Consider the following 24,207-nt stretch of genomic DNA (forward strand, 5'->3'; position numbering starts at 1 on the left):
CCCAACTACGTACCTAAGAGGGCTAAAGCCCAACTACGTACCTAAGAGGGCTAAAGCCCAACTACGTACCTAAGAGGGCTAAAGCCCAACTACGTACCTCACTAATCGCCAATTACCAGGGATTGCCAATCATGGTGAAGGCGGCCCAATAATAGGGATGGGAAAGGATTCGATCGCCCCGCGCGGCAATTTCCGGAGGCAAAATTAGAGGTAAAGCAAGCCCTTCGACTCGCAGCAGCCCGTCTTGAATCCGCACGCGCCCCCGCAGCATCTCCAATTGCGCTTGCCGCAAAGCCTCGGCTTTAATCGTCACATTCCCCTCGCGTCTGGGGGCGCGCAACTGCCGGTAAAACCCTGTCATCAGCCCCAAAGTTCCCTCGTCGCTGACTTCCCACAAACTCGCTAAAGCCGATCGCGCACCGCTAGCTACCGCCAAACCCGCAAACCCCAACTCTGCCTCTTCGTCGCCCAAAGCGGTACTGCACGCGCTTAAAACTAAGAGATTCACTGGCGGTTCATTCCACCCCAACTTCGGCATTTCAGTGATGAGCAACTTAGTATCCCACAATTGAATGTAAGAATTAGTCGGTTGCCCGGGCTGGAATTCGCTGTGAGTTGCTAAATGAATGATGCCAAACGGATGATTTGCCCGCTGAGTTTGCAAGTTTCTGAGGGTAAAATCTTGATTCAAAAATGATTTTCCGCGCGTCGGCGGCGCGATCGACTCTAACTCCACCGGTACCGCCGGTAATGGCGCTTTATCTTGAAATACCGACGCGCCCATCGCCAAAACTTCATCGTCAGCAATATTCTGGTAGCGGGTATCCGTCAAACTCAGACTCGGGATGACGCTAATGCTGTATTTTTCTACTAAAAATTGTTTGCCATCGTGAAGGGCAGCAAAGGGCAAGCTTCGCAAACCTGCTGCCGGAATTACAATTAAATTGTCAATCTTTAAAGCTGCCAATTCTGTGACTATGGGCGCAATTAACAACCGATAAAGTTTTTGGGCTGCATCCAAATAACTGATGCTGTTTCTTCTTCTGGGATTAGTTATTTCGGTTTGCAGGAATTCTGCCAGTTGCAATACCTGCCAACGCGTTATTGCGGGAACTAAAATGCGTATTGGTTGAGCGTTAGCTGTGACTAATACTAATTCTAACTGCTCCCCGTTAGGAACATCGGAAATTTCTTTGTCGGCTGGTTGGAGGCTCTTTCCTAACTTGTTTTCTAAGGAGCTAGAAGACTCGGATGTGAGGTTTTTGATTGTAGGAAATACATTAGATAAATTCCTACTTGCCACCAGCACCGAACTATTTTCTTTCGCTGCCCCGTTGGTTCCGCTGACCCAATTCATATAAATGATTGCCGATTTTACGCGGGTAATTTGTTCGTTTTTGCGAAGAGTTTCGTAAATTACCGACATATTAGTTATCGGCGTTCTGGCGGGCAGTTTTAGATGTTTTTCGTACTCGCGAGTGAAGGTTCTCTCAAATGCTAACACTCCCGAGCCTGCGGCATCGTATCTGCGAGAAGGAGTGAAAATATCCGGGCTAATTGGAGAATGCTTGTCTCGATTTGGCGATCGCAATTCTACTTGCAAAGATGCCGGAAGCGATCGCCCAGGCTCAGGATTTACGGACACTGGAGTTGGAGTTGGTGCGGGAGTTGATGCGGGAGTTGGTGCGGGAGTTGGAGTTGGTGCGGGAGTTGGAGTTGGTGCGGGAGTTGCTGCGGGAGTTGGTGCGATTAGGGAAATCAGATTTGGTAAACTTCCTTGGGTGTAAGTTTCCCCAAAAGCAAGATTGGGGAAAATGGTGTTTCCCTCGCCAGAATTAATGCTTCCCTTGGTTCCATTGTCGATCGCGCCGCCAACTACAAATGGTCGATTGCTACCGCCGCCGTGCCGAATTGCGATCGCGCCGCCTCTGGCACTTCCGGCGGTAGAAATACTGCTGGAAAGATTGCCAGATATATCGTCGGTGAAAACATTGTTCGATCGAAATAAACCAAGGGTTGTCACATCAACGTTGCCACCTGTGCCGTCTTGTTTGCCGCCTCTAGCATCGATAAAACCCAACAGAATGTTACCTGTCGCGCTGAGGGAGACGGTGCCACCGTTTCTCTGAGTGCCTCGGGAGGTGAGATCGAGAGCGGAAATTCCGGCTTGGGAGGTGAGGTCAATATTGCCGCCGATCGCTCCCGAAGCGTTCAAAGAGCCGGCAGTTAAAGGGCCGGCATTGCTTTTGAGTGCGATCGCGCCGCCTGTTCCCGTTGCTGATGAGGAGTCGATCGTACCGGCAGTAACAGTATTTCCCTCAACTCGAATGCTCCCGCCGTTGGAGGTAATATTGCCAGTCCTCACCTCGCGAGTTGCTTGCAGGTTGATGCTGCCGCCATCCGTCCTTAAATTGCCCTCTAAGAGTAGGTTTCCTGCGTTGATATCGGCTGGTAAACCCGCCCCGTTGTCCCCTCCGAGGGTAGCGGGATCTCGGGCGTTTAGGGTCAAATTGCGCGCGGTAATTCTCGAAGTCGCCGTGATGCTAGGAGCGTCAGCCGAGAGCTGGCCCAAGCTCTGAGTTTGACCGACGGAACCCCCAAAAGTAATGTTGCCACCAGCGCGCAGGGTCAAATTATTTGCGCCGCCCGGGGTGCTGTCGAGGGTATTGGCAAAAGTGATATTGCCGGTACTGGCGGCGAGGGTGGCGGTGCGATCGACTGTGACGGCACTGTTGAAAGTGATGTTGCCCGCAGTTGCGATCGCACCGGATAGCTCGGTACTCCGGCCGTTGACAGTCAAACTAGCTAGGGGCGCAGCTTGACCGACTGTACCGCCGAACAGCACTCTCTGAGCGTCAAGTCTAAGGGCGCGAGTTCCGTCTAGGCTGCCGGAGAACAGAATGTTGCCCCTAGCTTGAGTGCTCAAAGCTACATCAGCATTTAGGGAGAAGTTGCCTGTCAAAGTGAGATCGGCGCCGGATGTCGAAATGTTTGCGCCGATCGCAGTTTGGGACGCATCGAGAGTCAAACTAGCGCTGCCAGTCGTTCTTAGGGGATTGTCGATCGCGATAGAGTTGCCTTGAAGTGTCAGCGAACTGTTGAAGGTAATGGGTGTGACGATCGCGATCGAGCTGCTGTTGGGACGCCCGATCGCGATCGAGCCAAAATCCCCTGCCAAAGCAGCGATATCCGTTGCCGTTAAGTCCAAAATCCCTAAATTATCCCCGGTGCCGCCAATCCGAATTTGTCTGCCGTCGTTGGGTTGCAAGCTAATTGTTCCCCCCGCACTGCTGACAGAATTGTTGCCGCCCCTGAAGTCAATGCCGCTAGCAGTGAGAGCAATATTGCCACCGTTTGCATTCAGCCGCCCCAGAGAGATGCTGCTGGCAAAAATGTTGATGTTGCCGCCTTGAGTTTCGATTAAATCCTTGGGATCGTTGACAAAAAACACTCCGCCCGCTCTAAATGTTACGCTGTCTCCGGTTCTCGCTTGCAGTGAAAGTTGGTTGTCGGGCAAGTCTTGGACGGTGATGTAGCCCGGAGTGTCTAAAACTACGTTGCTGCCGGCAGCCATCTGTTCCAACTGCGCGTCTGAGATCGATGTTTCAGCGGGCGATCCTGTGGCTTGGAGTTCCCCGCCGGTCGATCGCGCGCTGGGAATGCCGTTACCGCTGACGATGGTAATATTTGCCGGATCGAGCAACAAATTGCCGATCGTCCCGTTAGGCGCGCGGGTATCGACCTGTCCTTGGAAAGTTAGAGCATTTTTGCCAGAAACTTCGACTCTGCCACCGTTACCTGCGGCAGTGCCGCCGTGAGCAGTAATATTGCCGAAGAAGCCAGTGGTATTGTCTGACCAAATTACGGCTGTGCCACCGTTGCCGCGGTCGATCGCGTTTGTGGCGATCGTAGAATCAGGACTAACATAAGTTACCTGGGCATTTAACACTGGTTCGAGCCCCTGGAAACCGCCTCCGACGCGCACAACACCTCCGCCGTTAGTCCCGGAAGCATTAATATTTGCGCCGAACAATCCGACTTTTTCGCCTAAAATATTTACCGTGCCGCCAGTCTGGCCAGCAGGGGCAAATACATTTACAGTACCCGAGACGATCGCACTTCCGGCATTTATCGGCACTGTTTGGCCGCCCGTCAGTACCAATTGACCTTGTGCGTTGGTTGTTAAACCTGTGGCTGACGCTACTCCTGGGCCCGTCAGCAACTGAGGTAAAGTAGCAGCAGGGGCGATCGCAGATTTTTCTGACGGCAAAGATGGAGTAATTTCTAAACTCAATAAGTTACCCGTTTGACTGATGCGGACTGCATTTTGTCCCGGAACAGCAGCCACCGTAATTTGACCGGCCGGCGCCGATAATTGCCCACTATTAATTACTGTACCGCCCAGCAAAGTTAAATTTTGACCCTTGCCAACTGCCAAACTTCCTGCATTTACAATTGCACCGACTTGTGAGTTATTAAAATTAAATTGATTGGGATTTCCCAGTAAAGCTTTATAATCATTAATTCCTGCCGAATTAAACCAGCGATCGCCGAAACCGATACCTGTAGCAGTTGTGGCGAAAAAAGAACCAGGCACGTTTAATCTAGCATTTTGACCGAAGACAATTCCCGCCGGATTCATCAGGAATAAATTTGAGTTACCGCCGCTTACAGAAATCAGACCGTTAATGACGGAAATATTGCTGCTGGAAATCCGCCCTAAAATATTTTGAATATTTGGATTAGTGAGAAAATTTGCGATTTGACCTTCACTGAGATTAAATTGGCTGAAGCTGTGAAAGAGATTGGCGCCGTTTCCCGACAGTTGTCCGCCGCTAATGTTTAAGCGATTTTGCTCCTGATTGACAACAGTATTAGTGCCGTCATTCGCTGGAACGACAGATTGCGATCGCACTGCTATCGGTAGCAGCCAAAAACCTAATGTCAAAATTAAAGCAGAGCGAAAATAGGTCATTAGTCAGTTGACAGTTGATAGTTGACAGTTGACAGTTGATAGTTGATGGTTGATAGTTGTCATGGGAAGCAATTCCCGATTTCCAATTCCCGATTCCCAATTCTAATCTATAGTAGTTTTGATTTTGTTTGAGCTGTAATGTTCCGCGAAAGTGCCAATAAACTTAAAAAAGTCGATCGCGCGCCTACACGGGGGGTTTGTCTCCTGGGTGCCAAGGGTGCCTCCTTCAGTCGATCGCACTTTCAAAGCGCCCGCTGCCATAATATCGGAAATCCCATGCAGATTTGATATGTATCTGTAGCAGGTGTCTTGACAAAATGCTGGCTTTCGTGGTGTACTGATTGGATAGAAGAGCAGTCAAACCACGAAATCACTCGCTCCTCTGACGGTAGTTGTGTTTACCTGTCAACTGTCAAGCGGTCAACTGTCAACTAAATGAACTTTTTTTATTAGCCGCAGAGAGCGCAGAGTACGCAGAGTAAGAGAATAAAAGAGAAGATTATAGTTGAATGTATTTCGATTTACTATTGCTGTTTTTTGGGTAGATTACTGAATTTTTGCATGAATTGGCGATCGATCCAATCTTTCCAGTACCACAGTAGCGCTGATTCCCACATCCACGATCCGCGAGATGCGATCGCCCTTTTATTCCCAGTACCGATTAAGCCTAAATATTTTTCCTGTGGTGCAAAGGGTTTCAGCGGTTTTGCCAATAAAAACTGCTGCAAATTTTCAAACAGCGGTTTGCCCTGACGCACAGCAAACACCCCTGCTTTGGGACGGGGATAATTAACCATCGCCGCGATGTCTCCAGCCCCAAATACGTTGGAGTGAGAGACTGATTGCAGGCAATCGTTGACTTGCATAAAGCCGTTTGAGTCAGTTGCTAAACCAGATTCTCCGATCCAATGGGCGGCGGATGCTTGTGTCACCCAAAAAATGCGATCGCACTCAATCTTCAAACCAGATTCACAGTATATTTGGTAAATGGGCATTGGGCATTGGGCATTGGGCATTGGGCATTGGGCATTGGGCATTGGGCATTGAGAATCGGATGTTATTTCCATCATTTCTTGCTTTTCTATAGCACTAACTTTTTCCATTAGATGCAGTTGAATGCCGCGACTAATCAGAATTTCTTTCAGGCGGCGGCGAACCCGTTTGTTATGTGCAGGCATCAATTCAGCACCGCTATGAAACAAATTAATTTCTAATCCTTCTTCCTGCTTAAACTTTCCTCTCTCCTTTAAAATCCATCCGTTACAAAATCCGCTGCCGAACCTCCCTCTTCCCTCTTCCTTCTTCCTTCTTCCTTCTTCCTTCTTCCTTCTTTCCTCTTCCTTCGCAAGACGAGATTGCATATTCAATGCTAATTCTACGCCGCCCGCGCCGCCACCAACAATCGCGATTCGTACAGTTTTTTTTGGATAGTTTTGCGTTGCAGAGATTAACTGATTCCAGCTAGCTAAAAACTCCGGTACGGGTTTAGCTGGAATTGCGTATTCTGCCGCACCTGGAACTGATATAGTCGCGGGAGTGCTGCCGATATCCACAGACAGCACGTCAAAGTTAATTGGAGGGCTGGTTTGACAAATTACTAAATTTTTGTTAAAGTCGATCGCGATCGCCCGATCGACCAATATTTGACACCCGGCAAATTCGGCGAGCGATCGCAAATCGATATGACATTCATCATAATCGTAAAACCCGGCAACGTGTCCCGGCAACATCCCCGAATAGGGCGCGTACAGGACATCGCTAATCAGAGTCAACCGCACGGAGGGCAGCGGTTTGATGCCGAACATTTTCAATACAATAGCATGACTGTGACCGCCACCAATTAAGACTAAATCTTTCACAATTACAGATGTTCGATCGAAATATTCCTTTCCCCGATATTGTACAGCACTCGCACTTCCGCAGACAGGACTGTCCGGTCAGGAGAGCTGGCGGTGTGTAATTAAGATTGGCCAGCACTTTTGACAAAATGCTCTCACTTACCCCCCGCCTACATCGCAGATTTTCAGCGATTGTACGATCGCACATTCAGCGCAAATGGCTGTAGACTGTAGAGCGAGCAAATTTGATCGCCAAATTATGCCGGGGTGTGTTTGAAAGCTAACTCACCATTCAAAATTATGACATTACGGATCATTCCTCGCAGTTGGTCGCGATCGATTAAACGTTTGTTCCCACTGCTGTTTGCCCTCTCATTCATTATAGTATTGTTGGTCAATAATGCGATCGGCGCGATCGCCCAGCAACCCCGCCAAGAAATTCGCGGAGTTTGGATGACGACAAACGACAAAGACATCCTCAGAGATAGGCGCAAAGTAGCCGAGGCTGTCAGCCAATTAAAGCGATTAAATTTTAACACAATCTATCCCGTAGTCTGGAACTCTGGCTATGCAATGTATCCCAGCCCAGTCGCCCAGCAAAGAGACATTCAACCCTTTGTTTATAGAGGGTTAGACGGACAAGATATGATCGGAGATTTAGTCGCTCAAGCTCACCGTCAAGGGCTGCTAGTAATTCCTTGGTTTGAGTTTGGTTTTATGACTCCTCCCACCTCAGAATTAGCCTTAAACAATCCCGATTGGCTGACACAAAAACAAGACGGCAGTCAAACATCAAACGGTGCAGGCGGCGAAGTAGTTTGGCTCAATCCCTTTCATCCCGAAGTCCAGAAATTTATTACCGAACTCGTACTAGAAATCACCACCCAATACAACGCCGACGGCATCCAATTCGACGACCATATGAGTTTGCCCTCAGAATTTGGCTATGACGAATACACAGTGGCTTTGTATACCAAAGAAACCAAAAAAGCACCTCCAACCGACTCTCAAGACGCAGCATGGGTGAAGTGGCGAGCTAATAAAATCACCGCTTTTATGTCCCAACTAAATCAAGCCGTCAAAGCAGCAAAACCCAAGGCAATTTTCTCAATTTCTCCCAATTACTACGAATTTGCTTACAAACATCACCTCCAAGATTGGCTGGCTTGGGTGCGTTTGGATATTGCCGACGAACTGATCGTGCAAGTGTACCGTCCCAATCTAGAATCATTTGTGGACAAGATTAACCGTCCAGAAATGCGAGAAGCACAGCAAAAAATTCCGACTGGAGTTGGGATTATGACAGGTTTAAGAAATCGTCCAGTAGCGATAGGGCAAATTAAATCCCAGGTGCAAGCAGTCCAACAATACGGCTTAGGTGCCGCTTTCTTCTACTACGAAAGCTTGTGGGAAGATGCACCCGAACCAATGGGCGATCGACTTTCTCAATTTAGCGCCTTCTTCCCGTCTTCTGCATTCCGCACAGCGCTACAAATACCGAGACGCGCGGCAACTTTTCCTCCGCCGCCCCCAGCCAAACCAGACCCCAAAGCTAAGCCCAATCAACCTACAAAAAACAGCCCACCTTCGCCCTCACCAACCACATCTAAAAAGTAAAAAGTCCTCATATCAAATCCGGTTACATCGGGATATTCCAGCGCTCGCGAGCGAAGGTTGCGCGAGCGGGGAGTGAAGGTTACGCGAGCGGGGAGCGAAGGTTACGCGAGCGGGGAGTGAAGGTTACGCGAGCGGGGACGCTCGCACTTAAGAGCGGAAAATTATTGTTTGGATGTAAGCGAAAATAATATCATTAATATCATTCCTCAGTCTCTTCCTAGTGCCGTCCCCGCTCGCGTGTGAGGGGCTGGTGAGATACTTTGGTAACGACGAACGAGTGCGAGCATCCCCGGTCACTTGTTCAGTATACCTTACCCTAATATCAATCATTAATCATCAATAAAAATGTCAACTAATCAAAAAATTGTACTACCAAAAATGGGCTGCGGCACTTGGGCTTGGGGTAACAGATTACTCTGGGGTTACGATGAAAGTATGGACGAGGAATTGCAAGCCGCGTTCAATCTTTGCGTTAACAATGGTGTCACCTTATTTGATACAGGTGATTCCTACGGAACCGGGAAATTAAACGGACGCAGCGAGCAACTTTTGGGGCAGTTTTCCCAACAATATCAAGGTGCAAATCAAGACAATATTTGTATAGCGACAAAACTAGCGGCTTATCCTTGGAGACTGACGCGACAATCCATGATATCTGCTGGAAAAGCCTCGGCTTCGCGCCTCGGAAAGAATGTAGATTTAGTGCAAATGCACTGGTCTACAGCCAATTATGCACCTTGGCAAGAGGGGGCTCTTTTGGACGGTTTGGCAGACCTTTACGAGCAAGGATTGGTCAAGGGAGTGGGTTTATCTAATTACGGGCCGAAACGGTTGAAATGGGTGCATCAAAGATTTAGTTCGCGCCAAGTTCCTATTGTGACTTTACAAGTGCAATATTCGCTACTTTCTACTTATCCAGTAACAGAACTTGGATTGAAAGATGTTTGCGATGAATTGGGGATAAAATTGATTGCTTACAGTCCTTTAGCTTTGGGGTTGCTGACTGGAAAATATTCGGAAAAGGGCTCTATTCCTAAAGGTATCCGAGGTTTGGCGTGCAAGCAATTATTGCCGGGAATGCGATCGCTTTTGGGCTGTTTGCGAGAAATAGCGGCGTTCAGAAACAAGACTGTTTCGCAGGTAGCAATCAACTGGTGCATCTGCAAAGAAACTATTCCGATTCCGGGGGCTAAATCGGCGGCGCAGGCGATGGATAATATTGGTGCTTTGGGCTGGGAGTTGAATTCGGGGGAGATTGCAGAATTGGATAAGGCGGCGGCGAGTGTGGATAAGAAAATGGTGCAGAATATCTTTCAAACGAGATAACCCGGTTCGTTAGAGTCGGCGGTTGAAACCGCTCCTACACAAACAATGTCCGCCGACGCGGACTGAATAACGTAATTTTAACCTTTGATTCTTCAACCTGCGGAGGCAGGTTTTATTTGTATAGACGCGGTTTCAACCGCCGAGTCTAATTGCTGAATAACATAATTTTAACCTTTCATTCTTCAACCTGCGGAGGCAGGTTTTGTTTGTATAGACGCGGTTTCAACCGCCGAGTCTAATTGCTGAATAACGTAATTTTAACCTTTGATTCTTCAACCTGCGGAGGCAGGTTTTATTTGTATAGACGCGGTTTCAACCGCCGACTCTACTCTAACCACAGAATTTTTCTACGCACCTCACAAACATTTCTACACCCATCCCCAACGCAGTTTCGTCAAAATCAAAACGCGGGTGGTGGTGCGGGTAAGCCAAGTTTTTCTCGGGATTTGCGGAACCTAAAAAGAAATAGCAGCCGGGGATTTCTTGCAAAAAGAATGACATATCCTCCCCGCCCATTGTTTGACATTCTGGGACTATTCCCGCAGGAGTTTCCACAACGGATTCAGCCACGCTGCGTACTAAGTCAGCCATGCTTGAATCGTTGATAACTGGTGGATAAATCGAAGAATAATCTAGTTGGTAATTGGCGCCGTGACTCTGACAAATTCCGGCAATTACTTGCTCGATTCGCCTGTGAAAATAACCTTGATATATGGGATTGAAATAGCGCACTGTGCCGCCGATTTGGGCGGTGTTGGCGATGACGTTGTGGGTGTGCCCTGCGTGGAATTTGCCGACTGTGACTACCGCTGAGTCGATCGGGTTAACGTTCCGTGCGACAATTGCCTGTAGGGCGCTGACAATTTGGGCTGTAACGACGATCGCATCTACAGTCTGGTGTGGCATTCCACCGTGCCCGCCCTTGCCAAAAATCGTGCAGTCAAAAACTTCTACAGCCGCCATCAGGGCGCCGCTGCGGACGCCTACAGTGCCTAATGGTAGATTGTTCCACAAATGCAAGCCGACGATCGCCTCAACGTCAGGATTCTGCAAAACTCCGGCTTCAATCATCGGTTTGGCGCCACCCGGGCCTTCTTCGGCGGGCTGAAAAATGAATTTTACCTTACCCGAAAAGCTGTGTTTGTGCTTGGCGAGATAACAAACTGTCCCGAGGGCGATCGCAGTATGACCGTCGTGACCGCAAGCGTGCATAATACCATCATGCTGCGATCGATAATCCACCTCATTTTCCTCTTGAATCGGCAAAGCATCCATATCCGCTCGAATTGCCAAAACTCGCCCCGGCTTCCCGCTGTCAATAGTTGCGACAACACCCGTTTTAGCAATATTAGTTTCATGCTCAATTCCCCATTCCTGCAACTTTTGCGAGATAAACTGGGCTGTTAAATTCTCATCAAAACCCAACTCCGGTTTTTGGTGCAAGCGGCGGCGCCATTCGACTAGCTGAGGCTGCAAACTTCTAATCTCCAGCCGCAACTGAGATAAATCGAAATCGGTTAAATTCGGTACAGTAGAAACCATATTAGTTGTTATTTGTTAGTTGTTATTTGTTAGTTGTTTACTCGTTTTACTCTTTACCTGGGAACCAGTTAAATAATTTGTAAAACTCTCTTTTCCTTCTCTGCGCTCTCTGCGCTCTCTGCGGTTAAAATAAAATCTAAGATGTTTTACCACAGAGGGCGCAGAGTACACAGANNNTGCGCTCTCTGCGGTTAAAATAAAATCTAAGATGTTTTACCACAGAGGGCGCAGAGTACACAGAGAAAGAGAAGATTGAGCAACAGAGGTGTTGAGAATGGGGTTATTTAGCAGTCTGAGAAACCAAATTAACTCCATGTAACAACCGCTCTAAATCTAATTCTGATGCTGATGCTGCTAATTTTGTCAAGTCATTTGGATCGTCTAAATGTGGCAAAGTACCCAACACTGGAATTTGAGTCAGAGACTCGATTAAATCGATCGGCGCAAAATCGGCAATTTCTTGTTCGGAACAAGCTTGAGGGCAATTAAGGACAATGCCTCTAAGCTGAAAGCCCGTGTGTCTGGCGAGGGCAACATTCGCTACAGCTTGCCCGATCGCACCTAACCTCACAGGTACCACCAAAACGCCCCTCAGCCGCCAATCTCGGGCAATATCCGCCACCGTCAGTTCCCGCGTTACAGGGGAACCCAGCCCTCCCAAAGCCTCCACCAGCACAAAATTCTTGCGCTCAGTGAGGCTTTGCAGCGCCGTCCAGACCTTTTCGAGTTCGATCGCTCTCCCCTCGCGTTCGGCAGAAATCGGTGGTGCTAGAGGCGCGCTAAAGTGCAGCGGATTGAGTTCTTCGGGGGATTGGTCGAGGCTAAATAAACGGGTGTAGAGTTCTCGATCGCCCGTGCCGGTTTGCAACAGCTTCATAATTCCCAAACTGCGATCGGGAAAATACATTTGCCAATAAGCAGCCAGAGCACTGGTCAAAACAGTTTTGCCCGCGTCAGTATCAGTTCCAGCAATCAGCAGCGAGTTCATTGGCAAAAGCTAGTAAGTAATTGGCTTCAACTTAAGTCTAGAGGAATTTTGCCAGAACTAGGGTGAAGGCGCAGGAGTCGGTGCGGGTTCCGGTGAAGGCGCAGGAGTCGGTGCGGGTTCCGGCGCAGGAGTTGGTGACGGCGCAGGAGTTGGTGACGGCGCAGGAGTTGGTGACGGCGCAGGAGTTGGTGCAGGAGTTGGTGCGGGAGTTGGTGCGGGAGTCGGTTTGGGTGCGGGAGTCGGTGCGGGAGTCGGTTTGGGTGCGGGAGTCGGCGCGGGTGTCGGTTTCGGCGCGGGAGTTGGCGCGGGTGTCGGTTTCGGCGCGGGAGTTGGCGCAGGTGTCGGTTCAGGTGTTGGCGTGGGTTCTGGCGCTGGCGTTGGTTCAGGTGGTAGCGATGGTGTGATTTCCGGCGAAGGTTCTGGGGTGATTTCCGGCGAAGGTTCTGGTGTGATTTCCGGCGAAGGTTCTGGAGTTGGGCTTGGCGAAGGTTCTGGAGTTGGGCTTGGTAAAGGTTCCGGGGTTGGAGTTGGCAAAGGTTCCGGGGTTGGAAGCGGAGTTAGTCTCGGCGTCGGAGTTATGACTGATGGCGCTGTCGGAGTGGCTGTGGGCTTCGGTTTGCTGTTGAGAAATGAGCCTACTAATGCCCAGGAACCGAAGCCTGTCAAGATGACTAAGCCTGTTAGCAGTCCGATCGCAGCAACCGGATTATCCCACAAAGAGCCACCAGCAGGCTCAATTAGCGGATCTGGCTGGTTTTGCGGGCCGGGACTTAGGGGCACCACCGGCTCGGGTTCGGGTGGCCTCCCCACCGCTACCGTTGCGATTAGCGAAGGATTTGACTGGACGACTGCTGATGCTGGTGGTGCAGTTGGCGCGTTAGATTGAGGGTTAGAATTAGTTTGGGTGTCGAGTGCTTGAGCGACTTCGCTGACAGATTGATATCGATCGCCCGGAGAGCGATTTAACATCCGATTCAGCACCACAGCCAAACCAGCGCTCACCTGTACTTGCTGCTGCCAATTCCACTGTAGCGTTGTTTGATCCAGCAATTCCTGCGGTTCTTTGCCCGTCAGCAGGACGATCGCCGTTACAGCTAAAGCATACAGGTCACTGCTGGCCGTTGCGCGCCCGCTTTGCAATTGTTCCATCGGCGCGTAGCCAATTTTACCCACAGTTGTCGCGTGGGCTGTTCCTTCGGGAGACTGAACTTTGGTAGCGAGTTCTTTCACCACTCCAAAGTCAATCAGTACCGGCAACTTATCGTTTTCACGGAGGATGATATTTTCTGGCGAGATGTCGCGGTGGATGATGCCCCGGGCGTGAATATGAGCCAGTACCGGCAGCATTTGTCGGATAAATACTAAGACTTCTGCTTCACTGAAAGTGCGGCTTGTAGAAGGATCTAGCAACAATTCGCGGTAAGTCATCCCTTCCACGTAATCCTGCACTAAAAACAAACGTTGATTCTCTTCAAATATTGCCCGAAACTGGGGAATTTGCGGGTGGGCAATTTGGTAAAGTATTGCCGCCTCTCTTTGAAACAATTCCTTCGATTTTTCCAAAACGTAAGGCCCGCTTTGCATCGGAATCAATTCCTTGAGGGCGCAGCGTTCTTTAAACCGCCCCTCGTCTTCTACTAAATAAGTCCGGCCAAATCCCCCTTGACCTAAAATATTCACCAAGCGGTAGCGGTTTTGTAGGAGAGTTCCAATAGAAATAGGTGGCTGCATAAGTTTTAAGTAGAAATTGTTAAAAAATAGACGATCGCTGGCAGACTTAGAATGTTAAATCTTTAATGCTCAAGATCGTACTTCACTGTCTGTAGTTCCCAGTCCCGATGAAAGTTAGCATTTTACTTCTTTTTGAGCAACTTTGAGAAATTAGGCGCAAGCGGGCGATCGAAAATCAGGGGTTCCCCCGGAGGGGTTTGCCCCATAGTTGCGGTTTTTTTGGGCGATCGCAAAGGCGAAAAATTAGCAGGCTGCTACATTCTTCCTAATGACCGCTGACTGTTGACTGTTGACTGTTGACTGCTGACTGCTGACTGCTGACTGTTGACTGCTGACTAATGACTTCTACCAACTGTCAACTGTCCACTGTCAACTGTCAACTGTTAAGCTTTGCTTTTACCATCTCTTGAATTCTGTTACCGTCTGCTTTGCCTTTAAGCTGCTGCATAGCCTTGCCCATCACCTTGCCCATATCTTTGGCAGAAGTAGCGCCCACCGAAGCAATCACCTCGTCAACCACTTGACTCACCTCTTCATCAGACATCTGCGCCGGCAAATACTCTTCCAGAATTGCCAACTCCGCCTCCTCTTGTGCCACTAAGTCCTCGCGGCCACCTTTGCGGTATTGGTCGATCGAATCCCGGCGCTGTTTCGCTATCTGCATCAAAATTTCCAATTCTTGAGCTTCTGTCAGCGTCTCTTGCCCCGAGGGACGGAGGCTGACTTCTTTTTCCAGAATAACTTTCTTGATGCCGCGAACAGTTTCCAAGCGAACTTTGTCCTTGGACTTCATCGCTGCTTTGATTTCTGCGTCAATCCGTTCTCTTAAGCTCATCGATTTTTACCTTGCTTTGCTATATCAAAAATCAGGAGTATGCTTCCGATTCTTAACTTTTTTTACAGTATTTTGCAAGTTTATTGCCTGTTGGTGGCATTTTTATCACCTTGAAGCCGGTGGCTTTCGGCCTTTGACCGAATTTTGAGCGGCTGCACTTCAAGTCTGGGCCCCAAATAGACTGTCGGCACAATTTTGAGACGCACAGACAGAAGTCAATACGGTTCACTGATAGTCCACGGGGAAAAAGAATGTGACAAACAGACGCGCTCGTTTGCGTCGCGAGGACAGCAATGACAAACAAACCTTAAGTGAACCGTATTGAGACAGAAGTGCGATCGCGCTTCTGCCTGCACACAGCCAGCCATAAACCCTGTTTATCCGACATATTTGTGCAACTTCTATTCAGTTCGCCTAAGTTAACACTTGCGGCCGCCCCGAAAGTTAAATCTCTCCAAATATTGGCTGAACATTTCTAATTTCCGATGGTAAGATGGCGGTTAAATAAACGTCTTGCAAGAGGCCTGCTGTGATCCGTTCTGCTACTTTACCGCTTCCGTTTCCCGAGCCGCCGGTTTCCGCTCACGACCGTCTGCGGCTGTTCTCCGGTTCTGCTAATGTTCCCCTCGCCCAAGAGGTGGCTCGCTATTTGGGGATCGATTTGGGGCCGATGGTTCGCAAGCGGTTCGCTGATGGGGAACTCTACGTTCAAATTCAAGAATCGATTCGGGGTTGCGATGTTTACTTGATTCAGCCTACTTGCTGTCCGGTGAACGATCGACTCATGGAATTATTAATTATGATCGATGCTTGTCGCCGCGCTTCAGCAAGACAAGTTACTGCTGTGATTCCTTACTACGGCTATGCTAGAGCCGATCGCAAAACAGCCGGCAGAGAGTCAATTACTGCAAAGCTGGTAGCTAATTTGATTACTGAAGCTGGAGCAAATCGCATTTTAGGGATGGATTTGCACTCAGCTCAGATTCAAGGTTATTTTGACATTCCTTTCGATCATGTTTACGGTTCGCCAGTGCTGTTGGATTATCTCGCGAGCAAGAAGTTGACAGATATTGTCGTCGTTTCGCCGGATGTGGGCGGAGTCGCCAGGGCGAGATCTTTTGCGAAAAAGCTTGGCGATGCTCCCCTAGCAATTATTGACAAGCGCCGCCAAGCTCACAACGTCGCTGAAGTGATGAACGTCATCGGGGATGTCAAAGGCAAAACTGCCGTGTTGGTGGACGACATGATCGATACTGCGGGGACGATTACCGAAGGCGCGAGATTGTTGCGCCGCCAGGGTGCGAGACAGGTATATGCTTGTGCTACTCATGCGGTTTTTTCACCTCCGGCGATCGAGCGTTTGTCTAGCGGAGTTTTGGAAGAGGTAATTGTTACAAATACAATTCCCGTACCTGAAGAGAACCGATTCAAGCAGTTGACGGTGCTTTCGGTAGCGAATTTGCTGGGCGAAACTATTTGGCGGATTCACGAAGATAGTTCTGTTAGCAGTATGTTCCGCTAGCTAGAGAAAGCACGTTTTCAATATTTGTTTTAGGGTGCGTTACAGGCTTGTTAACGCACCGTTTTTTTTGTATGTTGCGCTCTTTCTGGCAATAAATATCGTTTCCACAGGCATCCGAATAATAATATGTTTCCTATAGTGCGAGCTTAAGAGCTCGCGATCGTAACACCGCATTAACGATCGCATTGCAGTATCATATCAAATCCGGTAGCATCGTCCTGTATTAATCTCTCTATTCTCTCTCTGTGCCCTCTGCGCCCTCTGCGGTTAAATCATTCCGATGCAACCGGAAACGATATCATCCGATCTAACCGGAGTCGATCGCACTTGAGATCGCTGGAACAACAAATGGTAAAATTCTATCTTGTTGTCTTAAGACCGCGACCTTTTCATCTTCTAGAGATGTCTGACCAAAATAAGGGGTAAATAGGGAAAAACTATGAAACATTCACTGGTACGAGCAGCGGCCGCACTTGTCGGTTCAGCAATTTTAACACTCGGGGCGATCGCTCCGGCGAAAGCATATACTTTTGACGAAACCGAAATTAACCAAGATCGAGTAATTGCGATCGCCCAACCGGGCGGTTTGACCGGCTACCAATTGCTTATTGTAGAACAAGTCACAGACAGACGGAAGTGCTGGAGCGAAAGCGGTTCTAATCCCGTGACAGTCGATCCGTTATTAGCTACTTTTGACTTCACCGGCATTTGCGGCCGCGCCACAGACAGCAACGGCTTTTCCATTCGCATGGCCGGCACCGATTTAGCATTAAAATACAGCCTAATATTGCAAAATGTTGATGGCAATGTGGTATTAATGGGAATTCCCAGCGATCCTAACGCTCAACCGATAATTATCGGCCGCACCAACGGCAATACTAACGGCTTTATGAAAATCACTCTCGATCCCGCTTGGCGCTTTAGTAAAAGAACTTATCAAGGGAAAGTATTAGGTCACTTTTATTTCACTAGCAGTCAAGCCGCACCGGGACAAATCGGAAATACTGGCGGAAATACTGGCGGAAATACTGGCGGAAATACCGGAGGTAATACTGGCGGAAATACCGGAGGAAATACCGGAGGCAATACTGGCTCTTCTACATTCGGAGATATTGCTAGCGATATCTACGCTTCCGAAATTAAAGAAGCTGTGGGCCTTGGGTTTGTCGCCGGCTTTGCTCAAGATAATACATTTCGGCCGCAGCTTGCCGTTACGCGAGAGCAATTGGTATCTTTAGTATTGGAATCATTGAAAGGAATCCAAGGTGCTAATATCACATTTCCTAACAATGTTTCTGCTCGTCCTTATAGCGACGTTGATAGCACGCGCTGGAGTGCCGGAAAAGTGCAATTTGCGCGGGACAATAAGATAGTTAGTGGCTATCAAGATGGAACTTTTAAACCTATGCAGTCAGTGACTCGCGCTGAATTGATGGCGGTGCTGCGGAGAGCATCAGAATTTGGTTTGTCGGCGCGGGGAATGCAGCCAAATTTAGTTGGAAAAGAACCGCCTAAAACTTTTTCAGACACTCAAAATCATTGGGCTGCTGCTATTATTACTCAAATGTCTGCTTATTGTTCTGTTGCTTCCGCTGTTAACGAAGTTGGAACTCGTTTTGCTCCCGATGATGCGGCAAAGCGGAATTACGCGGCGGCGGCTACTTTGCGGATGCTGAAATGCGTTAAGGCTCAATAAACAGTTGACAGTTGACAGTTGACAGTTGACAGCGAATTGATAAGAATGGAGATTTAAACTCCGTTCTTATCACAATCTGCCTTCATGCTGGTGCTTCAAACCCCTGCTATTCGGTCAGTAGGGAAACCCTAAGTTTTTTTAGTAATCTTAAGACTGGCGCACCATAAGAATAGACTGTCAACTGCTGTGCCCTGAGCGTAGTCGAAGGGGTCAACTGTCAACTGTCAACTGTCAACTGTCAACTATTTACGCTACACCGTAGTCAGTATACGGTCGTTTGTATGGGGGTTGCAATCCCAAAACAATATCCTCTCTTGGCACTCCCATTGCAACTAATTCCTCCGCTGGATTTTGGTCGGTTAAATTTTGCTGAAGCCAGATTTTTCCATCTTTGATGTCAATGTGAATGATGCTTCGATAAATTCGGTTAAGGTGTTCCCAGCCGACATTCATCCACTGATAATGATCTCGTTCTGTGTCGCAGATAAGTTGCACTTCGACTTCATCATCGGAAACATCATCTTCGGCATAACGGGTGATTAATGTCTGAACGTATTGACGGTATTGAGCTAGTTTATCCATTGCACAATTACCTCATTTGTTGGTTAATCAGGACTAATATCAATTCGGGTTACATCGGAATTAATATTACCCAAAATCAGGAGACGGCAGTGCCGTTTCCCTACAATTAATCTGGCGTAGGGACACGGCACTGCCGTCTCCTCGCTTGTCATTCCGGCGCAGCCGGAATTGATATAAAGTCTTTTTTAGTCCCGATCATATCGTTTCCTTGCCTTTCTTCTTAGCTGCCGATTTCCGAGTTTTTGGAGTAGCAATTATTTCTGGTTCTTCCAAAATAACATCTTCTTCGGTTAATTTACACAAGTCGTTTAAGGAAAATTTTTGTTGGGATTCGAGTTCGTTTAGCAAGTTTGAGGCTGTTTCTAATATGTGCTTTCCCTGTCGGAGTTGGATGGTAGTTTTATTTTCGATCGCATCCTGCAACACAAAAACTGATACAATTTGCCAAATATCCAAATCATCACCGATGACATCGCACTGAGAGACGATTTTGCCGTTTTCGGGGACGTGAATCCCTAAGCCGGAAGCTTGGATCAGCGGCTGGATTTCTGTTATGCTTAAATCCGCAAGGTCGGTAATTTTATGTTCGAGGGATACGAAGTCTGCTAAATCTGGTAAGTTGATTGATTCTGCTGCTACAGCGTCGAATTTGAAGGTGAGAGTTTGGTTTAATGGATCGGAAATGGCGTAAATTGATTGGATTTGCGATCGACTAACTGCACCTTTATCAAAAAAATCTTCGCCTAGAGGTGCGATCGTCTTCGTTGGCGTAGCCCCCGTAAGGGCGGGATTCGCGATCGCAATTTTACCATTTTCCGCCACCTCCAAAATCTCCAAATTAACCAAATTCGTCGCCGCAGTCTTCACAAAAACCCGATCCAACCCCAACAAATCCGCCAACTCCTGCAAAGTTGGCGCAGGATCGAACTCCACACCCGCCCGCAAAATGAACTCTTCCAATACATTAAACTCGCGAGGTTCGCTAATCGTCACCTCCAGCGGAGTTTGGCGAATTGCAAAGCGGAATTCACGCGCCACCAACACCGACAAATCAGGGTTTTGTTGCTCAATTTGTGCCGCTAGCGAACTTAAATTCGCATCAATTTGTTTAGCTGAGGATGCTAGCAACATCTACAAAACCTCCGCAGTGACGCACCGTTTTTGAAACTTCCTGATACATTTTTCCGACAGTACCTGTTTGTTGCGTAAATAAATCGTGACAGCCGACAACTATTAACAATTCTTGAGCGCGAGAAAAAGCCACATTCACCCGTTCCGGTTCCTTAGCAAATCCAATATCGCCTCTAATATTATTGCACACAGTGCTGACAATAATCACAGGTCTTTCCATTCCTTGAAAGATGTCAACTGTACCAGTGCGGATACTCAAAGATGGGAATCTTTCGGCGGCGATTCTATCTTTAATTGCGTTCAATTGAGCACCGTAAAAAGTGATAATCCCGATTTCCTTCGGCGGTTCACCCTCTACCATTTTAGGCCGCCAAGCGGTTTCCATCTGTTCGCACAAAAGCTCGATCGCATCTATTTCCTTGACATTCAACCGCGAAGTACCCTGTTTCCCCTCCTCAAACCCTTGTCCCACGGGCGTTTTCACCCACAGGATGTGATTGTTTTCTTTGATGGTGTCACCTGCGAGATGGTGCGCGCGTCTCGTGTCTGCTTCCAAAATCCCGCAGTTGAGCTTTTGCTGGTAAAACTGATTGATTGCGCCCATGATTTGCGGGTGCATTCGGTATTGAGTTGTCAGCATTTTTTTAATACCGTCGTCAGCTTTTTCAAACAATATTTTGAACAGCGATTCTTTGATAAAGCTAAGTTCGTCTCCGGTACAACCGATGTCTTCGGCAATATCATCGATCGTACTTTGATTAAACATCGGCGGCAATTGCCTGTGATCGCCCACTAATACTAATTTTCTGCCCTTCAAGGCGGGGATTAATAACTCTGGCGGAGTGCATTTACTAACTTCGTCAATGATGACTGCATCAAAGCTGGGAAAGTTTTTGCTAAAATCAAAGCTGGCAGCTTGCACGCAGGTAATGCCGATGACGTTCGCGTTGTCAATATAAATTTGCTTTAAATCTTGACGGTCTTTTTCTGACGGATGGCGGAGTTTTTCAATCCAATCTGTGACGAAGTTTTGAGAACGATTGAGGGCAGTTTCTTCTCGTTCTAATTCTCGCTGCCAATGCTTGAATAAACGCTTGATTTTACTTAAAAAATCTACGCTGAATAATCCGGTACTGGGAACTTCTATTTGGTATTTAGTCGGGATATTTTGCCATGCTGATTCCCACCAACTTCTCTCTACGATTAATTCTGGCGCTGGTTGTTGCTGTTGCAGTTTAGCCGTAATCTCGCTCAATTCTGTTTGAAGTGTCGCGAGTTCCTCCTGTGCAGTTGTAGCGGCAATTTGCAGTGGGGATAATTGCTCGTCAAGAGTAGTTTTGACAACTTCCAAAATCCCGAACGGATCTAAGTCAGCCAGGGATTTTTTAAGCTGAATCACACTGGTTTTCCAACTATCAACTTGCTTGAAAAACTGCTGCGGTTGTTCCCAAATATTCGACTTTTGCGCGAGATATTGTTGGGCGAGAATCCGCAACTTGTCTGGAACCTTTGACTGTTCTACAATTGCTTGCAATTGATTCGTAACTTCGCTAATTTTTAAGTTCGCTTCTTGCTGCGCGGCTTCTACTTGAACTTGGGCGGCGGATATTTGCTGCTGGCTGACGGTTTGACCGATTTTATCTAATAACTGTTGCTGCTTAATTAGTTGTTGTTCGGTTTCGGTTTTCAGGGGAACTATGCACTGGCGGGCGTTTCCGAGAATAGTATGCAGCAATTCTTTGAGTAGCCGATCGAAGGTTTCTTGAATTTGATTTGGCTGCAATGATTGACTGTAAAATTGTTGGATGTTAGCTAAGAAAGTGTCAGCTTTTTCGAGGATGAATTTGCGCTGACTTTGACTAACTTGGGAATAGCTGGCGAAGTCTTTGGCTAGTTGTTGCCATTGCGCCCGATCGCCCGCAGCGAGCACGATCGGCATTTGAGTCAAATTTAGGTGCAAAAACTCGCTAAACCGGAACTGCTGCCCTTGAATGTCCTTGAAACCCGCGCTGGCTTCATGGGCGATCGCCTTTTGCAGTCTTTCCAAATCGGGCAAACTGACTTTACACTTCGGCGGGACGATCGGCAATTTGAGCGATCGGGCAATTTTCAAAAGTCCTGCGGGCAATTCTACCATATCATCCGTCAGCATTGCGCCCGTTTCCCAGCAAGCTTTCACAACAGTATAAAGTCGCGTATCCGCCGTCTCAATCCACTCTGCAACGGCGACAACCACGGCGGCAATTTCCGCTTTTCGCAGTTCCAAATTACTGATTTTCTGTTCGAGATTGTGGCGGTGTGTCTGATTTTGCTTGTCGCCCAACTCGAGTTGATTCACCGCATCCGACAACTGCCGCGACGCCCGCAGCGACTCCGCAACTCCTGACATCGCGTGACAAACTTCCTGGGCGCGATCGCCCGCCGTCTCAAATTCGGATAATTGCGGTGCTACAGTTTCCCGCAACCAAACCGCAATCCCAAACGCACCGCAACTAGGGCGATCCAATCCTATTTGAATAGTATGGTTGACGCAAATCCGCACATTTGCCATAAAGTTTTCCACTAAAACATTACCTTCAGAATAAGGTTTTAGTTTCGGCATAAACTCGGAAACTTCTGAAGATTCCCAGTTAATCTCCGGCGCAGCTAGTAAATTTGCCAGCCCATCAACCAAAGATGCAATCTCGCTTTTAGCAGTTAAACTTAATTGATACGCTGCTGATTGCGCGGTCAACTTTTCCTCAACCTCCGCCTTCCCGTCGTGCAGGTATTTTTGTTCCTTAAAAAAAGCTCTCTCGGCGGCCGAGTAGGCATTAAATCTGTCGAAATCTGCCAGCAACCGCTGTAAAGATGTGACATTAATCTGACGCTGCGACAGTTTTTGTTCGCAATCAGTCGCCGTATTTTGCAGCCAAGTGCCGATCGCATTTTCCTCTAAAAACGGCTGGCCTTCCTCCTGTACCTTATGGGCTTTTCCCTTTCGCAAAGCCCGAATCGCCGGATTGTGAACCAACCGACTCAAAGCATTATCAACGGCTAAATTAGCTTGGGAAGCAATCAAAGTTTTCCCGCCTTGACGCGCAATTTGATAGCAAATTTCCGCAATCACCGTCGTTTTCCCGGTTCCTGGCGGCCCTTGAATCAAAATTAAATCCCGCGCCGAAAGCACCATTTCTACGGCAGCGAGTTGATCGTCGTTAGCATTGCGATTTAATAAATTTTCCCGATCCAATTTTACCAGCTTGTCGGGAATTCTCGCCTCGGAAGAGTCAAATAAAAACTCGCTTAAATAGGGATTTTGAGCGCGGCCATCCGCCAGCATCTTTAAAGCTTTCTTTTTGCGATCGATCTGACTGATATCCCCCGCCGCCTCGAAATACAAAAATCCTTGTTTGGGAAGTTGATATCTACCGCCCGCCATGCGATCGCCCAAATCAACATCCAACTTAATCCGTAACATACCACGTTCAAATTCAATTTCCGCAATGCTACCCAAAGTCTCGCCATCGCGGCTGCTTCTGCTTCCCGGCGGCGAATCAAACAAAATAATGTCTTCATTTCTGGCTTGTTTCAGCCTTTCGCGAAAGTCGCCGACTTGTAAGGGATTCTCCTCGTAGCCGTCAAGAGTTGCCGAATTGCGATCGATTTCAAAAGTAACGATTTTGAAGCCGGAACCATAGTTATGCGCGCGGAAAGGTACACAAAATTGACGCGCTTCGGCGATGCGTTTTTCGACATTTAAGAAAGTGTGCCAAACTTTTAATTGTTCAGTTGTCGGTATGTGTCTCTCGTCCCAAAATGGCATTTGTTGGACGCGGGCGATCGACTTTGCAGGAATTGGCGATCTACTTTTCGGCAAAAGTCGCAACTGTACCGGCAAAGCATAGCCATCTTTTCTACCTCTAGGAAGCGCCACCAAACCAGCATCCAGCAGTTTTAAGCCGCCGATTCCGTCTTCTATCCGTACAGTTGCTAACAAGCGTAAAGTGCGATTCCCTTCGGGATAGCTTCGCTTCACGGCTTTTTGCAACAATTCCGGTAATTTAAAATCATCTCGATCCGTAGCAAGAATCAACTCCCAGATTTCCTCTTCAGAAAATCTCTCATTTACCTTTTGGCGCCGCACGTAGAAAAGACTGGGGGATTTACCGGCTATTTCCGACATCACAACTTCCGCCCGATCTCTGCATTCCCAATCGCAATATTTCGCTAAAGCCGCTTCTCCTTCAACTTGACCAATAAATTTACTAATTGTGCGATCGCCACTAAATTTATATCCCCAATCTTCTGCTACTAAAGATGGCATATTTTGATTTTAGATTTTGGATTTTAGATTTGAGATTGGATTTAAGATTAGCATATTGGAAGACTGGGCGGTTAGAAACCGCGTCTATACAGGCGAAACCCAAGGTGGTTTTACAGTC

The 24,207-nt window shown here is 48.0% G+C and carries 13 protein-coding genes; 4 read left to right on the forward strand and 9 right to left on the reverse strand.

Annotation, left to right across the window (positions count from 1 at the left end; translation table 11 throughout):
* Nucleotides 1-112: 112 nt before the first annotated feature.
* Nucleotides 113-4,975, reverse strand: a complete 4,863-nt coding sequence (locus JGK11_RS07250; protein ID WP_293211116.1) for a CHAT domain-containing protein — start codon at nt 4,973-4,975, stop codon at nt 113-115.
* Between the two features lie 524 nt (nt 4,976-5,499).
* On the reverse strand, nt 5,500-6,834 hold the full coding sequence (locus JGK11_RS07255) for an FAD-dependent oxidoreductase (protein ID WP_293175816.1): 1,335 nt from the start codon (nt 6,832-6,834) through the stop codon (nt 5,500-5,502).
* Nucleotides 6,835-7,113: 279 nt separating this feature from the next.
* Here JGK11_RS07255 and JGK11_RS07260 point away from each other — a divergent pair, with 279 nt between their 5' ends.
* On the forward strand, nt 7,114-8,430 hold the full coding sequence (locus JGK11_RS07260) for a glycoside hydrolase family 10 protein (RefSeq protein WP_293175814.1): 1,317 nt from the start codon (nt 7,114-7,116) through the stop codon (nt 8,428-8,430).
* 345 nt (nt 8,431-8,775) lie between these two features.
* Complete coding sequence (locus JGK11_RS07265) at nt 8,776-9,756, forward strand: aldo/keto reductase (RefSeq protein WP_293211119.1); 981 nt, start codon at nt 8,776-8,778, stop codon at nt 9,754-9,756.
* A gap of 330 nt (nt 9,757-10,086) precedes the next feature.
* Here the strand turns inward: JGK11_RS07265 and JGK11_RS07270 are convergent, their stop codons facing one another.
* From JGK11_RS07270 to JGK11_RS07285, 4 genes are all read right to left on the reverse strand, one after another.
* A complete protein-coding gene (locus tag JGK11_RS07270) occupies nt 10,087-11,298 on the reverse strand; it encodes a M20 family metallopeptidase (RefSeq protein WP_293175810.1) in 1,212 nt (403 codons plus the stop codon).
* Nucleotides 11,299-11,578: 280 nt separating this feature from the next.
* The gene (gene bioD / locus JGK11_RS07275; RefSeq protein WP_293189752.1) at nt 11,579-12,286 is read right to left on the reverse strand and encodes a dethiobiotin synthase; all 708 of its coding nucleotides are present in this window, start codon (nt 12,284-12,286) and stop codon (nt 11,579-11,581) included.
* Between the two features lie 57 nt (nt 12,287-12,343).
* The gene (locus tag JGK11_RS07280; RefSeq protein ID WP_293211121.1) at nt 12,344-14,017 is read right to left on the reverse strand and encodes a serine/threonine-protein kinase; all 1,674 of its coding nucleotides are present in this window, start codon (nt 14,015-14,017) and stop codon (nt 12,344-12,346) included.
* A gap of 376 nt (nt 14,018-14,393) precedes the next feature.
* A complete protein-coding gene (locus tag JGK11_RS07285) occupies nt 14,394-14,852 on the reverse strand; it encodes a GatB/YqeY domain-containing protein (RefSeq protein WP_293175804.1) in 459 nt (152 codons plus the stop codon).
* A gap of 529 nt (nt 14,853-15,381) precedes the next feature.
* On the opposite strand from JGK11_RS07285, the gene JGK11_RS07290 reads away from it, so the two are divergent.
* Together JGK11_RS07290 and JGK11_RS07295 are read left to right on the forward strand one after the other, a co-directional pair.
* Nucleotides 15,382-16,374 carry a ribose-phosphate pyrophosphokinase gene (locus JGK11_RS07290; RefSeq protein ID WP_293175802.1) on the forward strand — a complete coding sequence of 331 codons (993 nt, stop codon included), beginning with the start codon at nt 15,382-15,384 and terminating at the stop codon, nt 16,372-16,374.
* A 439-nt stretch (nt 16,375-16,813) separates the two neighbouring features.
* Nucleotides 16,814-18,070, forward strand: a complete 1,257-nt coding sequence (locus JGK11_RS07295) for a DUF3747 domain-containing protein (protein ID WP_293211123.1) — start codon at nt 16,814-16,816, stop codon at nt 18,068-18,070.
* 246 nt (nt 18,071-18,316) lie between these two features.
* Here JGK11_RS07295 and JGK11_RS07300 read toward each other — a convergent pair whose 3' ends face one another.
* From JGK11_RS07300 to JGK11_RS07310, 3 genes are all read right to left on the reverse strand, one after another.
* Nucleotides 18,317-18,652 carry a XisI protein gene (locus JGK11_RS07300; protein WP_293175798.1) on the reverse strand — a complete coding sequence of 112 codons (336 nt, stop codon included), beginning with the start codon at nt 18,650-18,652 and terminating at the stop codon, nt 18,317-18,319.
* Nucleotides 18,653-18,847: 195 nt separating this feature from the next.
* Nucleotides 18,848-19,783: a hypothetical protein gene (locus tag JGK11_RS07305; RefSeq protein ID WP_293175796.1), complete on the reverse strand. Its 936-nt coding sequence runs from the start codon at nt 19,781-19,783 to the stop codon at nt 18,848-18,850.
* On the reverse strand, nt 19,761-24,089 hold the full coding sequence (locus tag JGK11_RS07310; RefSeq protein WP_293211125.1) for an AAA domain-containing protein: 4,329 nt from the start codon (nt 24,087-24,089) through the stop codon (nt 19,761-19,763). Before JGK11_RS07310 ends, JGK11_RS07305 begins: the two co-directional genes overlap by 23 nt.
* Between the last annotated feature and the right edge of the window lie 118 nt (nt 24,090-24,207).

It is taken from the genome of Microcoleus sp. PH2017_34_RAT_O_A (assembly GCF_020737885.1).
GTDB lineage: Bacteria > Cyanobacteriota > Cyanobacteriia > Cyanobacteriales > Microcoleaceae > Microcoleus.

Coding starts and splice junctions, on each gene's coding strand:
- JGK11_RS07250 (WP_293211116.1), bottom strand. CDS start 4,975: ATGACCTATTTTCGCTCTGCTTTAATTTTGACATTAGGTTTTTGGCTG.
- JGK11_RS07260 (WP_293175814.1), top strand. CDS start 7,114: ATGACATTACGGATCATTCCTCGCAGTTGGTCGCGATCGATTAAACGT.
- JGK11_RS07265 (WP_293211119.1), top strand. CDS start 8,776: ATGTCAACTAATCAAAAAATTGTACTACCAAAAATGGGCTGCGGCACT.
- JGK11_RS07270 (WP_293175810.1), bottom strand. CDS start 11,298: ATGGTTTCTACTGTACCGAATTTAACCGATTTCGATTTATCTCAGTTG.
- bioD (WP_293189752.1), bottom strand. CDS start 12,286: ATGAACTCGCTGCTGATTGCTGGAACTGATACTGACGCGGGCAAAACT.
- JGK11_RS07280 (WP_293211121.1), bottom strand. CDS start 14,017: ATGCAGCCACCTATTTCTATTGGAACTCTCCTACAAAACCGCTACCGC.
- JGK11_RS07285 (WP_293175804.1), bottom strand. CDS start 14,852: ATGAGCTTAAGAGAACGGATTGACGCAGAAATCAAAGCAGCGATGAAG.
- JGK11_RS07295 (WP_293211123.1), top strand. CDS start 16,814: ATGAAACATTCACTGGTACGAGCAGCGGCCGCACTTGTCGGTTCAGCA.
- JGK11_RS07300 (WP_293175798.1), bottom strand. CDS start 18,652: ATGGATAAACTAGCTCAATACCGTCAATACGTTCAGACATTAATCACC.
- JGK11_RS07305 (WP_293175796.1), bottom strand. CDS start 19,783: ATGTTGCTAGCATCCTCAGCTAAACAAATTGATGCGAATTTAAGTTCG.
- JGK11_RS07310 (WP_293211125.1), bottom strand. CDS start 24,089: ATGCCATCTTTAGTAGCAGAAGATTGGGGATATAAATTTAGTGGCGAT.